The sequence below is a fragment of the Rhodococcus sp. LB1 genome (genome assembly GCF_001583455.1).
Taxonomy (GTDB): Bacteria; Actinomycetota; Actinomycetes; order Mycobacteriales; family Mycobacteriaceae; genus Rhodococcus_F; species Rhodococcus_F opacus.
Genome location: NZ_LTCZ01000020.1, coordinates 42,335 through 57,141, shown reverse-complemented (window position 1 = coordinate 57,141; position 14,807 = coordinate 42,335). Strand labels below are relative to the sequence as shown.

Annotated in this window: 13 protein-coding genes; 9 read left to right on the top strand and 4 right to left on the bottom strand. The window is 66.3% G+C overall.

Annotated features, from left to right (window positions below):
• The first annotated feature begins 133 nt into the window (after nucleotides 1-133).
• The 3 genes from AZG88_RS49510 to AZG88_RS04480 all read left to right on the top strand — a co-directional run bounded on the left by AZG88_RS49510 (nucleotide 134) and on the right by AZG88_RS04480 (nucleotide 3,039).
• Nucleotides 134-430, top strand: a complete 297-nt coding sequence (locus tag AZG88_RS49510; RefSeq protein WP_025431583.1) for a WhiB family transcriptional regulator — start codon at nucleotides 134-136, stop codon at nucleotides 428-430.
• A 228-nt stretch (nucleotides 431-658) separates the two neighbouring features.
• Nucleotides 659-2,017, top strand: a complete 1,359-nt coding sequence (locus AZG88_RS04485) for a hypothetical protein (RefSeq protein WP_025431582.1) — start codon at nucleotides 659-661, stop codon at nucleotides 2,015-2,017.
• A complete protein-coding gene (locus tag AZG88_RS04480; protein WP_025431581.1) occupies nucleotides 2,017-3,039 on the top strand; it encodes a glutamate ABC transporter substrate-binding protein in 1,023 nt (340 codons plus the stop codon). The genes AZG88_RS04485 and AZG88_RS04480 overlap by 1 nt, the downstream gene beginning before the upstream one ends.
• Nucleotides 3,040-3,790: 751 nt before the next feature.
• Here AZG88_RS04480 and AZG88_RS04475 read toward each other — a convergent pair.
• From AZG88_RS04475 to AZG88_RS04460, 4 genes are all read right to left on the bottom strand, one after another.
• Entirely contained in the window at nucleotides 3,791-5,038 is a 1,248-nt protein-coding gene (locus AZG88_RS04475; protein WP_061045657.1) for a cation:proton antiporter domain-containing protein, read from the bottom strand.
• A 152-nt stretch (nucleotides 5,039-5,190) separates the two neighbouring features.
• Nucleotides 5,191-5,619 (bottom strand): DUF7144 family membrane protein, encoded by a 429-nt coding sequence (locus AZG88_RS04470; RefSeq protein WP_061697033.1) that lies wholly within the window; start codon nucleotides 5,617-5,619, stop codon nucleotides 5,191-5,193.
• Nucleotides 5,620-5,823: 204 nt separating this feature from the next.
• Entirely contained in the window at nucleotides 5,824-6,486 is a 663-nt protein-coding gene (locus AZG88_RS04465) for a TetR/AcrR family transcriptional regulator (protein WP_005237921.1), read from the bottom strand.
• 125 nt (nucleotides 6,487-6,611) lie between these two features.
• Nucleotides 6,612-7,199: a hypothetical protein gene (locus AZG88_RS04460; RefSeq protein ID WP_061045656.1), complete on the bottom strand. Its 588-nt coding sequence runs from the start codon at nucleotides 7,197-7,199 to the stop codon at nucleotides 6,612-6,614.
• A 291-nt stretch (nucleotides 7,200-7,490) separates the two neighbouring features.
• Between AZG88_RS04460 and AZG88_RS04455 the strand changes: the two genes are divergently transcribed.
• The 6 genes from AZG88_RS04455 to AZG88_RS04430 all read left to right on the top strand — a co-directional run bounded on the left by AZG88_RS04455 (nucleotide 7,491) and on the right by AZG88_RS04430 (nucleotide 14,719).
• On the top strand, nucleotides 7,491-8,624 hold the full coding sequence (locus AZG88_RS04455; protein ID WP_061045655.1) for a VOC family protein: 1,134 nt from the start codon (nucleotides 7,491-7,493) through the stop codon (nucleotides 8,622-8,624).
• Entirely contained in the window at nucleotides 8,621-9,559 is a 939-nt protein-coding gene (locus tag AZG88_RS04450; protein WP_061697032.1) for a fumarylacetoacetate hydrolase family protein, read from the top strand. The genes AZG88_RS04455 and AZG88_RS04450 overlap by 4 nt, the downstream gene beginning before the upstream one ends.
• Nucleotides 9,556-11,445 (top strand): acyl-CoA synthetase, encoded by a 1,890-nt coding sequence (locus AZG88_RS04445; protein WP_061697031.1) that lies wholly within the window; start codon nucleotides 9,556-9,558, stop codon nucleotides 11,443-11,445. Before AZG88_RS04450 ends, AZG88_RS04445 begins: the two co-directional genes overlap by 4 nt.
• A complete protein-coding gene (locus AZG88_RS04440; protein WP_061697030.1) occupies nucleotides 11,442-11,798 on the top strand; it encodes a DoxX family protein in 357 nt (118 codons plus the stop codon). The genes AZG88_RS04445 and AZG88_RS04440 overlap by 4 nt, the downstream gene beginning before the upstream one ends.
• A complete protein-coding gene (mhpA, locus tag AZG88_RS04435; RefSeq protein ID WP_061697029.1) occupies nucleotides 11,795-13,336 on the top strand; it encodes a bifunctional 3-(3-hydroxy-phenyl)propionate/3-hydroxycinnamic acid hydroxylase MhpA in 1,542 nt (513 codons plus the stop codon). Before AZG88_RS04440 ends, mhpA begins: the two co-directional genes overlap by 4 nt.
• Before the next feature lie 147 nt (nucleotides 13,337-13,483).
• Nucleotides 13,484-14,719 (top strand): fatty acid desaturase family protein, encoded by a 1,236-nt coding sequence (locus AZG88_RS04430; RefSeq protein WP_005237928.1) that lies wholly within the window; start codon nucleotides 13,484-13,486, stop codon nucleotides 14,717-14,719.
• Nucleotides 14,720-14,807: the final 88 nt, after the last annotated feature.

Below are 14,807 nucleotides of genomic sequence, written 5' to 3'. Positions count from 1 at the left end.
GGACCGACTCGAAGTGGGGCCGCGGGCACCTGAGCAGCCGGTCCATCTCGAGCGCCGACGCCGACGCAGATCCCGGTCTCGAACACTGACCTCGCCCACCCTGCGCACCACGATCCTTTCAGGAGAGAGGCCTATGCCGGCCCACACCGTCCGTTCCGGGCAACACGATCGCGTTGCCGCACATACCGATTACTGGGAGTGGCAGCTCCACGCACGCTGCCGCAGGTTGGGAGCGACAACTTTCTTTGCTCCGGACGACGAGACCGGTGGCGAACGGGCCCGCCGGGAGCGCGATGCGAAGAAGATCTGTTCCTTCTGCGAAGTCCGGTCGCAATGTCTCACTCACGCGATGCGGATATCCGAAAGCTACGGAGTATGGGGCGGCACCACCGAGCGAGAACGCGCCAATCGCGAACCCACGCACATGTAGGCACGCGTAATCCATGCCCTCCGGAGTCCGCCGGGGATCATGCGCTGTGTCGTGTCAGCCGCCAGCCGCGACCGGCGGCGATGAAACCGGACACTGCTCCGAGGACCGCGCTGAAGATCGGTTTCCCGAGTCGGTGCGCCGGTGGCACCGTCGGTGCACACTGAACTCAGCCACGCGGCCCGGATCGGTGCTCTTACCGGAACCGCCGAGGCGGTGCAGGAGGACCGGATGTTCCACCGCGGCGAGCACGCCGTCACCGAAGCTCCCACGCTCGACGAGGACCTGCTCGTCGAGCCCGTAGCCCGCCGTCGCCCGTGGGTCGAATTCTTCGCGTCCACGCCCGGACGGCTGTCCGTGCTGGGGATCGCGCTCGTCGCCGCGGTCATAGCGGCGGGCGCGATCACCTCGGCGGCGGTCGGCGCGCGGCAGCAGCGGGTCGAGACACTCCGCACCCACACCGAGCCCCTGGCAAACGCCGCCCAGGCCCTCTACAGCTCGCTGTCGATCGCCGACGCCGCCGCGACCGCGTCGTTCGTCTCCGGTGGCGGTGGCGGTGGTGTCGAGTCGACTGCCGGCGCGGAGCAGTTCACCCAGGCGATCGGGGACGCGTCGAACGCACTGGTCACGGCGACCAATGGGGTGTCGTCGCAGGACGCCGAATCGCTGGCACTGCTGTCGGACGTGGTGCGCGACCTCGCCGAGTACTTCAACCTCGTCGCCACAGCTCAGGCGAACGACCGGGCCGGTAACCCGGTCGGGGTGGCGTATCTGGCCGATGCGTCCGCGCTTATGCAGGCCACGATCCTCCCGTTGGCGGAGCGACTCTACGTCCATCAGGCCGAGGCGGTCGCCGAGACCCAGACGCACACCGCCCAGCTGCCCGCGACCGCCTTCACGGTGACCGCGGCCGCCCTCGTCGCTCTCGTTCTCGCCCAGCTGTACCTCGTCCGGAAGAGCAAGCGCCGGTTCAACCCCGGCCTCGCCGTCGCCACCCTGCTCATGGCCGGGCTTCTGCTGTGGCTGATCGCCGGAAGCCTGGTGTCGACGTCGGCGAGCGAACACGCGAGAACCGAAGGAACACAACCCATCAACGCGGTTGCCCGCGCACGCATCCTGGCGCAGCAGGCCCGCGCCGACGAAACTCTCGCCATCCTGCAACGCGGGTCCGACACCCAATCGGAAATCGACTACGCGCGGCACTCCCAGGCATTGTCCGACGAACTCACCCGACAGCTGGAGAGCTCGCACGGTCGCGCCGCCGAGCAACACCTTCGTGACGCCGTGACGGCCCGCGACGGCTGGCTGGCCGCGCACCGGGACATCGAGATCGCCCTCGAGCGCGGTGACTACCCGACTGCCGCGGCGATCGCCGCCGGATCCGGCTCGGGCACGTCGTCGACGCAGTTCGCCGCCCTGGACGAGTCCCTCCGGAACGCGATCGACCGACTCCGCGACGACGAGGCCAACGCGGTGGCGGACGTCTACCGGTCGATGTCGGCACTGGCAGTCGGTAGCATGATTGTTGGCGTGTCCTGCGGATTCGCCGTCGGCGGGGGGATCTGGCCGCGACTGAACGAGTACCACTGATGACACAGGTGAGGCGTTCTAGACCGGGGGCCAGACCGTGTGTCCGTCAGCTCGTCGGCGTTCTCGCCGTCGCTGTCCTCGCCGGCTGCGCCGCACCCGACCCTCTCACCCCGCCCGTCACGGGCACGTACACCGCACGACCGATGACCGACGGCGCACAGATCATCCCGCCCACGGACAGTCCGCCGCCGGAGCCACCGGCGCTCGAATCCTGCGGGGCCCTTGCGAGCCTGCGCCCCGGCCCGCAGCCCCCGCCCGGGCAGATGCCGCCCGGTGGATCACTTGCCGAGATCGCGGGGCGGGGCCGGTTGATCGTCGGCGTCGACCAGAACACCAATCTGTTCAGCTTCCGAGACCCGACCACCGGCACCCTGCAGGGGTTCGAGATCGATGTGGCGAAGGAGATCGCCCGCGACATCTTCGGCGATCCGACGAAAGTCGAGTTCCGGCTGCTCACCACCGCCGGCCGGTTCTCCGCACTCGAGAACAACGACGTCGACGTCGTCGCACATGGATTCTCGATCACGTGCGAACGCGCCCAACGCGTCGGTTTCTCCACCGAGTACGTCCGCGCCTTCCAGCGTATTCTGGTCCCTCGCGGTTCTGACATCGCCGGACCGGCGGACCTGGCCGGAAAACGGGTCTGCACTTTTCTCGACACCACCTCGCTCGGCACCGTCCAACGGGTCGCGCCGGACGCCACGATCATCGCGGTACCCAACTGGGACGACTGCCTCGTCACCATGCAGAAACGGCAGGCCGACGCGACCAGCACCTCCGACTCGCTCCTCGCCGGGCTCGCCTCCCAGGACCCGCATTTTCAGATCGTGGGGCCACGGCTGGAGACAGAAGAGCACTGGGCGATCGGTGTCAACAAGTACAAGGAGGACCTGGTGCGGTTCGTCAACGGCACCCTCGACCGACTACGTGCAGACGGAACGTGGATGAGCATCTACGACCGGTGGATAGCGGCCCCGCTCGGACCCGTCGCGGGCCCGCCCCCGGCTACCTATCGCGATTGAGGGGCTTGAAAAAGTCGGGCGCCGTTTCGAACCGCACATATCCCTCGTCGAGGATGCCGCGAGCGAGGCACTCTTCGAGGAGAAATAAAAATGCAGACCGACTTTGGTGCGTCAAAATTCCCGATGATCGCACCCAAAGTCGTGTGCACATATCCGTGGCGGTCGAATTATTCCGCCCCGCGCTTCACTAGCTAATTTCGGGTTTCGGGGTTGCTCCCCTGGGTCGGGATGTCGACTCCTTCGCACAGGTTGCGAGCTGGTGCGCCCGAGTCCTCGCGACGGCGTGCAGCCGCCGCCGAAACACATTCAAACTGATCAGGGCGGCGGTCCGGCTGCCCCCAGGCGAGCCGGGCCACCGCTGTCCCGAATTGCTCCGTCGGTCAGCCGAGGCCGATGCCGCCGCCGAAGGTGACACTCAGCCACTTCAGGAACGCCTCGAACGCGACGTTGAAGTCGATTCCTGCAGAACCCATCTGAATTCACTCCTCTCCTGGTGATGAAAATCCACGGGATCGTCGATCGCCGCTTACTCCATTTATCGCGTTCGCGATCGCGGGACGTTTCACCAAACCTGGATATTCTCACATTCTGAAATTTAACAACCGTCCATATTGATCTGAACAATGGATCATTGAACACGCCATTCCATGTGAAGGTTCTTTTGTTTTTCATGTTCATTCAAGTGAATTGTGAGCAATCAGAGCAGCCACAGGAGGTGGCGGGGATCGAGATGGCCGCTCGGGTGCGGGGATCACGTTCGAGTGTCTGGGGCGGGTCGGTTCTCCGGGCGGGGGTGGGCCCGGGCCCAGGCGGCGTAGCGGGCGGCGAGGGGGGCGGCGGTGAGTCCGTGCGCCAGGACGGAGAGTGCGATCGTGATCACCGCGGTGGTCAGGAGTAGTTCTTCGTGGGGTAGCTCGCCCGGTTCTTCGAGGATGAGGATGACGAAGACGATGGTGGCGAGGCCGCGGGGCCCGAACCAGCCGAGAAAGGCCAGGGTCGGGGCGCGTGGGTGGGTGCCGACAAGGGATAGTGCGACGGGGATCATCCGGACGACGGTCAGGCTCACGACGGCGTACCCGAGCACGGCCCAGGAGAGACTGCCGAGTGCGGGACCGAGCAGCACGGCGCCGAAGACGATGAAGGTCACGGCGCTGAACAGGTCACCGGTCTCGTCGATCATGTGCCCGGCGTCGTCGTCGACGTCGGCGCGGCGCCGGAGCGCGCCGAAGGTCAGTCCGCCGACGAACGCGGCGATGAATCCGGAACCGCCGAGCGGCACGGCGGCGGTGTAGGCGAGCAGTGCCGCGGTCACCGGCACGGTGTGCGCCCACAGCGGATCGAGGGCGTGGCGGCGACTGGCCGTCACCAGGACCGTGGCGGCGAGTACGCCTGCCACGACCCCGGCGACGACCCCGTATCCGATCTGCTCGGTGACCAGACGGGCGGCCGCACCATCGCCGATCGCGCCCGCTTCGGCTTGCGCGATCGCGAGCACGATCAGGAACAACGGCACACAGATACCGTCATTGAGGCCGCTTTCGACGTTCAAGCCCTGGCGTATCCGCATCGGCAGCACGGGGAGGGTGACCACGGCCTGACCGAGCGCGGCGTCGGTGGGGGCGAGGATCACCGCGAGCAGCAACGCCTCGGGCCAGGCGAGATCGCCGAGCACGATCGCGGCGGCACCGAATCCGGCCGCGATGGTCAGCGGCAGACCGATACCGAGAAGTCGCGCAGGTAAGGAAATCTCGGTGCGGAGTTCGGCCAGGTCGACGTGTGCAGCGTCGGAGAACAGCACCAACGCCAGGGTCACCTCGGCGAGCAGTTTGACGATCTCGGCGGTGGCGTGCACGTCGACCACGCCGGCCGCCTCCACGCCGAGCAGGAGCCCGGTGACGGTGAAGACGATCGGGGCGGTGATCGGCGTTCCCGCAACGCGCCGGGAGATCCCCGCGAAGCCGAGCAGGACCACGGCGATCGCGGGCAGCGCCCACGTCATGGCGGCCACGCCTCACACCCGGTCGATATCGCCGTGGCGCGAGGTCGTGTCGTGAGACCGCAACCCTCGATTCGCATGATGAATCCCCTGTCCCATCGTCGTCCTCACAGGTTGCGGAAATGCCTGTCGCACTGTTCGTTGTCGCTAACCGTTTATCTCGCCGGTCGATATGGCCGTGCGGCGCGGTCTCTGTCGGGATGCCAGGTCGAGACGGCCCAGATCACCACGGCGTTGAGGGCGATGATCGTGATCGCCCACATGGGGTAATAGGGCAACCAGAGGAAGTTGACGAGGATCGAGATTGCGCAGATCACCATGGCGCCCCCTCGCGCCCAGGTGGCACCGGTGAACAGGGCGATTCCGGCGGCGGTGACGATCGCGCCGAGAACCAGGTGGGTCCACCCCCATGCGGTGAGGTCGAATTGGTAGGTGTAGTCGACTCCGGTGACGATTACCTCGTCCTTGGAGATCGCGGACAGGCCCTGGAGTAGCTCGAGGACGCCGACGGTGACCAGCAGAACCGCCCCACCCATCGCGGACCCTTGCGCCACACCGCGTTTGACCACAGATTCCTCGGACATGACCGTTTCCCTTCCAGGGCAACGCGTGAAGTTTCCGGCGAACTCCATTGTCCTCCGCTCGGGCCGGTGATGGCGGCAATTCGCGGCAGAAGAGGGTCCGCCGAGTTGTCTCCAGGACCGGGAGCACGGGACGACGCCCACGCGTGATGGTCGGATGCAGACTGCGGAGTGCGCGGTGCCGCTGCAGTAGCCGCCGGCGGCGGTCTATGTGGCGGTTACGCCTCGGGGTTGATCGTCGGCGTCGGGTAGGGGACGTCGGCAGATTTCGTGGGCTTCGTCGGCCGAGAGGCCGAACATGCGCAAGAGGTCCTCGGTGACCTGGTCGGTGTCCTCCGCGTCGTCACGTTCGGGGTGGTCGTGCAGCAGTTGACCCAGACATAGTGCGGCCCCCGCTGTGATTGTCAGGGCCAGTTCGGGATCGCGCACGGTGAACCGGCCCGCACGGGCAGCTGCCTCGATGTCCCGGCGAGCTCTCGGCGCCAGACCTTTGTCCGAGCTGACCAGACTCGGCCCGTCGCGGAGCAGTACTTTGCTCAGTTCGGGATTCCTGCGATGCAGGCGTCCGGTCAGACGGAAGCTCTGCGCAAAGATCTGGGCAGGGTCGTCCAGATCTGCGGTCAGTTCGTCGAGCACCGCGCCGTGGCGGTCGAGGGCCTCCTCCACTGCCGCATGGAAGAGCTCCTCCTTGGTCTGAAAGTGGTTGTAGAACGACCCCATTCCGACATCTGCGGCCTGGGTGATCTCGAGAATCGGGGCGGTCAGTTTCCCTGCCGCCATGAAGGACTGGGCTGCGCGTACGAGTGCGGCGCGGGTACGCGCCTTGCGCCGTTCCAGGCGGTTCGGTGCGTCGGCGATCTGCTCGGTCATGCCTGCGTGCCCTTCTCCTGATCCGTCTGACCTTGCCCTACACTACCCGCGCGTCATCAATATTGACGAATTCCTCAAAATCGGCAACTACTCCACTCCGCGAGCAGTCGCCACATCGGTCCAGCCTAATGGCCGAGGATCTTGATCCCGACCACGAGAACGCCCACGCCGACCAAACCTGCGACGGTGAACAGCTGTTGCCACCAACGCAATTGGGCCATTCGCACGGCGAGTAGAGCAATTACGCCAAGTTCGACGACGAGGATCCACATCGCTATCCACATCGCTGTGGATGTGCTCAGTAGCCCGAAGGCGGCTGCGACCAATGCCAGCAGGGGCAAGACCGCGGCCTCCACGATCTGGCCGGAAGCCTGGAGCATCCGCAGCGCTGCCCGTCCGCGCGGAGCACGGTGGTACGCGCCGAGGTGTGCTACCCAGTCGGCCAGCAGGCTCGCTGCCCAGAGCCCGCCGGTGGCCACCGCAACATCCATGACCCGCGCCCATGGGCTCGTCTCGGGAGCCGTATAGCGGACGAGGACGGCGAGCGTCGCCAAACACGTCATCGCGCCGTACACACGCTCCCGCAGGAGCGCGACGACATGCTCCACGGGAATCTCTTCCCGATTCGTCTCGCCGGCCCCGCCAGTCACTTCAGTCACCACGCGAATCGGTTCGAATCTGTCTTGCCCGAGCAACCGTTGCACCAATCCCATTCCAGCCATTCGTATCCCGTCGACGACGCGTCTGCCCGTGGCGGTCGAGGGCCTCCTCCACTACCGCGCGAAAGAGCTCCTCCTCGGCCCGGAAGTGGCGCCGCGCGCGGTTCCAGGCGCTTCGGCGGCTCGGGGACCTGCTCGATCATGCCTGCGCCCGCTCATCTCCTGATCCGCCTGACCTCGCCCCACCCTAGCGCCCGTCATCAATATTGACGAATTCCTCAAATACTCTTGACTGACGATATGATCGTAAGTGACGATATCGTCATAAATCGAAGGGAGTGGTCAATGAGTGTCCACCATGACCCGCATACCGGTCTGCACAGTGAGCAGGGCGCCCTGGCGGGCGAACACCGGGGGCGGGCCGCCGAGCCGATCATCAAGGTGCATGACCTCGCGTGGCTGGAGTTCGAGAAGCCCGACCTCGAGCGGGCGGAGGCATTCGCCCATGCCTTCGGTTTTACGACGGCGCTCCGCACCGCACACGAACTGCAGTTGCGCGGTACAGACCCCGGCTCGCCCTGCGTGCTCATCCGCCGAGGCCCGCGGTCGCGGTTCGTCGGTCCAGCCTTCCGGGCAGCCGACTCGACCGACGTGCTGCGATTGGCGGACGCGGTCGGAGGTGCGGTCGTGCCCCTCCCCGAGAGTCTGGGCGGGATCACGGTCGATCTCACAGATCCCAGCGCTTTGGGAGTCCGCGTCGTGTCCGACACGTTCGAGTTGCCGGCGCTGTCCGATCAGGCCCCGCTCCCACTGAATTTCGGACACGACCGCGGGCGGGTGAACGCCCCTCAGCGGCCACCCCGCGCGCCGGCCACCGTGCAACGGCTCGGTCACGTCGTGCTCCAGACGACGACATACCTCGAAACACTCAACTGGTACCTCGAGCACCTCGGACTGATCGTCAGCGACTTCCTGTACTACCCCGGTCAACGGGCCCGGGGCCCGATCATGAGCTTCATCCGCTGCGACCGGGGCGCCACGCCCACCGACCATCACACGCTCGCGATGGTTCTCGGCCCGGCCAACCGCTACGTGCATTCGGCATATCAGGTCGCCGACCTCGACTGCCTCGCTGCAGGAGGCGAATACCTGCTCGACCGGGGCTACCGCCGGTCCTGGGGCATCGGCCGGCACATCCAGGGCAGCCAAATCTTCGACTACTGGCGCGACCCCGACGGATTCATGGTCGAGCACTTCAGCGACGGCGATCTTTTCGACAGCACACTCGACGCGGGCTGGGCACCGATGACCGCGTCCGGCCTGGCCCAGTGGGGGCCGCCCGCCACCAAAGACTTCCTCGGATTGAACCCCGGTCGGGAATCACTCCAGGAATTGCGCGCCATTGTCAACGCGCTGCGCGCCGACAACGAATTCGACCTCCACCGCCTCCGCGGCCTTCTGAAAGTTGCCAGCTCATGACCATCTCCGTCCTCCGCACCGTCGACGCCTGGTGGGTCGTCACACCCACGGGTGCCGCACGGGTAAACACCGAGGCCACCACCACCGCCCAACTGCTGGCCGACCGGCCGGCCGTCGAGGCAGCGGCGTCCAGCGAGGGCACCGTGGCCGTCGAGACCCTCTCGTTGCTCTCCCCGGTCACCGCCCCCTGCCGGGTGGTCGCACAGATGACGAACTTCGCTTCGCACGTCGAGGACGCCGGGATGAACCCCGACACCATTCCGTTGACCTTCTTTCGAAAGTCCTCCGGGTCGATCAGCGGCCCCAACGACGACGTGATCCGTCCTGCCCATGTCCGACTGCTGGACTACGAGGTGGAGATCGGGCTCGTCCTCGCCCGCGACATCCCGGTCGGGACGGCGATCACCGCAGACACTCTCGCCGATTACGTTGCCGGACTGGTTGTCACCAACGACATCTCCGCGCGCGACATCCAGCTTCCCAAAACGCAGTTCTACGAGGCCAAGTCATACCCGACGTTCACCCCGGTCGGCCCCGCGCTGGTACTGCTGGACGGCGACGAACTGAAGAGGTTCACCGACCTGCGCCTGCGGCTCTGGGTCAACGGCGAGCCGCGCCAGAACATGACCGTTGCCGACATGATCTACCAGCCGACCGAGACTTTGCAGGCGCTGACCCGGTTTCAGCGCCTCGATGCCGGGGACTTGCTGCTGACCGGAACGCCGGTCGGGACGGCACTGAGCGCCCCACCGAAGCCGATCGCAATCCTCTCCTCCCTGCTACCGCCCGCAGTCAAATGGAAGCTCTTCTTCGCGGGCCAGGCCAAGAATTCGAACTATCTGCAGGACGGCGACCTCATCGAAGCCACCGTCTTCACAGACGACGGGACCATCGACTTGGGGCGCCAGCGCACGGTGGTGAGGTACGCCCGATGACCACCGACCTGCTGTGGCCGCATTACGCGGCGCCCACGGATCTCGCGACGATCGAGGCCGTGCCGCTGCGCGATCGGGGGCTTCCCGAATCCACCTCTGCGTTGCTCACCCGCGCGGCCCGCAAGTGGCCGGATCGCCTCGCGCTCACCGTCCTTCCCGACGGCGCACGGTGGCGGGAGCCGGTGCAGCGCAGTTTCTCCGAACTACTCGACGATGTTCATCGTTACGCGAACCTGCTCCATCGTCTGGGCGTGCGGCGTCACGACTCCGTCGCCCTGATGGCGCCCAACTGCGCCGAGTTGATCCCCGCTACTCTCGCCGCACAGCTTGCCGGCATCGCAGCTCCCATCAACGCCGCGCAGTCGCAGCAGCACATCGCCGAATTGTTGCGCCGCTCGGGTGCCCGGGTACTCGTCGCGGCCGGGCCGGAACTTGCGCCCGAGACATGGGAGGCCGCGCACCAGATTGCCGTGAGCGGGAAGGTGGACGCCGTGCTGGTCTTGCGGCCCACCGGCGCTGCCGGCGCGCCTGCGGACCTGCCCGAGGTCGACGGAGTGCAGATCGGTTACCTCAGTGCGCTGTCGGCCGATATCGATTCCTCCGACTTCATCGGTGATCCACCCCGCGGGTTCGACGTGGCCGCACTGTTTCACACCGGTGGCACCACCGGTGTTCCGAAGCTGGCCGCCCACACCCACGACAACGAGGTCGCCGATGCCTGGATGCTGGCCGCGAACTCGTCGTGGGACTCGGACTCCGTCGTATTCGCCGCCCTGCCGCTGTTTCATGTCAACGCCTTGATGGTCACGCTGCTGGCGCCGTTGTTCAAGGGCCAGGGTGTGGTGTGGGCCGGCCCGCTCGGCTATCGCGACCCGGACTTGTCCAGCGAATTCTGGAAGATCGTCGAGCACTACCGCATCGCGTCGATGAGCGCGGTGCCCACCGTATACGCGGCCCTCGCGCAGCGCCCGGTCGATGCCGACATCAGCAGTCTGCGATTCGCCATGGTGGGAGCGTCGCCTCTACCGGCCGCGCTCATCGAAAAGTTCCAGGATCACACGAGTGTGCCCCTCCTCGAAGGCTACGGACTGACGGAGGCAACCTGCGCGACGGCACGCAGCTTCACCGACGCGCCACGTCCTGGCTCGGTCGGGCTACGGATGCCCTATCAGCAGGTCAAAGTGGTACGCGTCCGCGAAGACGGCACCTGGGAAGACCTGCCCACCGGAGCGACCGGAGTGCTGGCGATCAGCGGTCCGACGGTGTTCGCCGGCTATGTCGCCGCCCACGACGAACACGGACCCGTTCTCGACGGCATGGGCAAACTGGTCGACGGCTGGCTCGATACCGGCGACCTGGCGCGCGTCGACAGCGACGGCTTCATCTACCTGGTCGGACGCGCGAAGGACGTCATCATCCGGGGCGGGCACAACATCGATCCAGCGGTCATCGAAGACGCCCTTCTGGCCCATCCGCAGGTCACCGCGGTCAGCGCGGTGGGGCGGCCCGATGCCCATGCCGGCGAAGTGCCCGTTGCCTACGTCACCGTTGTCGCCGACGCCGGTATCACCGCTCACGAGCTACAAGCCTGGGCGGGCGAGCGCGTCCCCGAACGGGCCGCGGCACCCAAGGCGGTCACCATCCTCCCCGCTTTGCCCGTCACGGCGGTAGGCAAGCTCTACAAGCTCGCACTGCGCGCCGACGCGACACGGCGCGAACTCGAGCATGCCCTCGCCGCCGTCGCAGGCATCGACAGCATCCGTGCGTCCGTCGAGGACGGTTCGATCCTCGCCACTGTCGAGATCGATGGATCTGTCGGCGAACCGACGGTCAAGGCGATCCTGGACCGATACGCGATCAATTGGAAGGTCACGGTGCGCACATGACCACCGCATCACTAGTTCTGGCACTCTGCCTCGCTGTCTTCTACCTCCTGCTCGGCGTCGGCAAGATAGCGGCGACCTCGCCGATGCGGGAACGAGCAGCCCACGTCGGTATGCCCGTCAGCACGTATCGGGGTATCGGTGCGCTCGAGGTCGCCGGTGCCGTCGGTCTCCTGATCGGCGGACTCGTGCCGGCGCTCGGCGCCGCAGCCGGCATCGGGCTGCTGATCCTCATGGTGGGTGCCGTCGTCACACACGTACGGAACGGTGACGCACTGCGTGAGATGGCGCCCGCCATCGTCGTCGGCGTAGCGATCGTGGCCTACCTCGTAGTCCTGTTCGGATCGATCCGATGAGCGAGCGGGTCGTCCCAGTCGTCATCGTCGGTGCCGGGCCCACCGGACTGACCGCCGCCACGCTGCTGGCCCAGTACGGTGTCGAGTGCCTGATACTCGAGCGCTGGGAGGGCGTCTATGCGCAGCCGCGGGCGGTCCACCTCGACGGTGAGATCCACCGGATCGTGGCGCACCTCGGGATCGCCGACGAGTTCGCGACGATCTCCCGGCCGTGCCTCGGGTTGCGGCTTCTCGACCGGAACATGCGCGTTCTCACCGAGTTTCACCGAGACCCCGGACCGGGCGTACACGGCTACCCCGAGGCCAACATGTTCGACCAACCGCAGTTCGAGGAGATCCTGCGCACCAACCTGAAACGGCACCCGAAGGCCTCCCTGCGCGGCAACGTGGCGGTCACCGGGCTGACCGACGACACGCCCGGCACCATTCGCGTCGACTTCACCGACCGAAGCACCGGTGTGCAGGAATCGGTGCAGGCCAGGTATGTCCTCGGCTGCGACGGCGCCAACAGTCTGGTCAGAGACCAGATTCAGGCAACGATGCGGGACCTGAAGTTCGAACAACGCTGGCTGGTTGTCGACGTCGCGACCACCGCCGACCTCGGCGAGTGGGAGGGCGCCCACCAGGTGTGCGACCCCGTGCGCGCGGCAACATACATGCGGATCGGAAACACTCGCTACCGCTGGGAGTTCCGGCTCCAGCCCGGCGAGACCGCCGACGACTATCGCGACATGGCTCGACTGCAACCCCTCATCTCGCCGTGGACGCGGAAAACACCGGTCGACGACCTGACGCTCGTCCGCGTGGCCGAGTACACCTTCCGAGCCCAAATCGCGGACCGATGGCGCGACCGGCGCGTGTTCCTACTCGGCGACGCCGCCCATCTCACACCACCGTTCATCGGACAGGGGATGGGGGCGGGGATCCGCGACGCGATGAACCTCGCCTGGAAACTTGCCGGCGTCCTCACCGGGGATCTGCCCGAAAGCGCACTCGACACCTACGAGATCGAACGCAAGCCCCACGCGCTCGCACTGATCCGGCGCGCCAAGCTCGTCGGAATGGCCATGACCGAAGGAGGTGAACTCGGCAACCTCATCCGTCGCATCGTCGTACCACTGCTGCACCGTATGCCGGGCCTGAGCGACAAGATCATGGACGGCGAGACGCCGGCCCTCCACCGCTCCACTCTGATAGAACGACCTCGACTACGCAGAAGCCGAGCGGGCCGCCTGATCCCGAATCCGGACCTCGACCGGGGTCGCCGATTCGCCGAGGTCGTCGCCGGCCGGTTCGCGGTTGTCACCTCCCTCTCCCCGACCCCGACACAACGCACCGACATCGAACAACGCGGCGGCACAGTCCTGCTGGCTCGACCCGGCACCGATCTGCACCACTGGCTACACCGCGCCCGCGCCCGCGCCGCCATCATCCGGCCCGACGGCACCGTCCTGAGTAGCGGCAACGACCTGTCCGCCGTCTGCACCACCCTCCCCCGCTTCCACACCGACCACGTGCCGACGTTCCTCACCGAGTGACCCACCCCCGCGGTCGCGAGCAGGCGATATTCGCTCGTCCCGTGCACCATTCGACATCGAAAATTGCTGCGTACCAGTCGAAGTGATTCGCGTCATAAAATACTCGCCCGTAACCTACGGGACCGTAACTTACGGTACCGTAGGTGCATGGCGATATCGGACATCAAGGAGTACGCGCACCTGACGGACGCCGACGTCGAGGCCATCGGCCGCGACCTGGATGCGATCCGACGGGACATCGAGGAATCCCGCGGGGCACGCGACGCCCGGTACCTCCGCAACACCATCCGGCTGCAACGCGGACTGGAACTCGGCGGCCGGGCGGTGCTCTTCGGCTCCCGCAAGCGTTCGCTGTGGGTGCTGGGCACCGGGATGCTCTCGTTGTCGAAGATCATCGAGAACATGGAGCTCGGGCACAACGTGATGCACGGGCAGTGGGACTGGATGAACGACCCCGAAGTGCACTCCGTGAACTGGGAATGGGACAACGCCGATCCGTCAGCGCACTGGAAGATCACCCACAACTACGCACACCACAAGTACACCAACGTCCTCGGCATGGACGACGACGTGGGATTCGGCCTGCTCCGCGTCACCCGTGACCAGCGCTGGAAGCCGTTCTACCTCGGCAACCTCGCCTACAACGCGATCCTCGCGGCGCTGTTCCAGTACGGCCTCGCCATCCAACTGCTCGAGCTCGGCAAAGTGACCCGGGGCCGGGACGACCGTGAACTCACCAAGAAGCGCGGCAAGGAAGTGCTCGCAAAGCTCGGCAGGCAGACCCTCAAGGACTACGTCGTCTACCCGGCACTGACCGGCAAGGCGTGGAAGTCCACGGCCAAGGCGAACGCGACCGCCAACCTCGTCCGCAACCTGTGGACCAACGCCGTGATCTTCTGCGGTCACTTCCCGGACGGCGCCGAGAAATTCACCAAGACGGACGTCGACAACGAGACGCACGCCCAGTGGTACCTGCGGCAGATGCTCGGCTCCGCGAACATCTCGGGCGGCCCCGTCATGGACTTCATGACCGGCAACTTGAGCTATCAGATCGAGCACCACGTCTTCCCGGACCTGCCGTCCAACCGCTACCACGAGATCTCGATCCGCGTGAAGCAGCTGTGCGAGAAGTACGACCTGCCGTACACGACCGGCCCGCTCGCAGTGCAGTACTGGAAGTCGTGGCGCACCATCGCGAAACTCTCGCTTCCCGACAAGTACCTCACGGACACCCGCGACGCAGCACCCGAAACCGCGTCCGAAGCCGGGTTCGGCGGTCCCCCCGCCACCGATCCGCTCACCGGACGCCGTATCGGCCTGGCGACGACGATCGAGAAGAAGCGCAAACGCGGCGTCGTCCGCCGAATCCTCGGAATGCGCTGACAATCAACTAACCAAAGGGGCCCGCCGCGGAGGATGCGGTCGGCTACTCGTCACGAGCGGTTCGGGGTGTGGGGCGCCAGATCTCGAC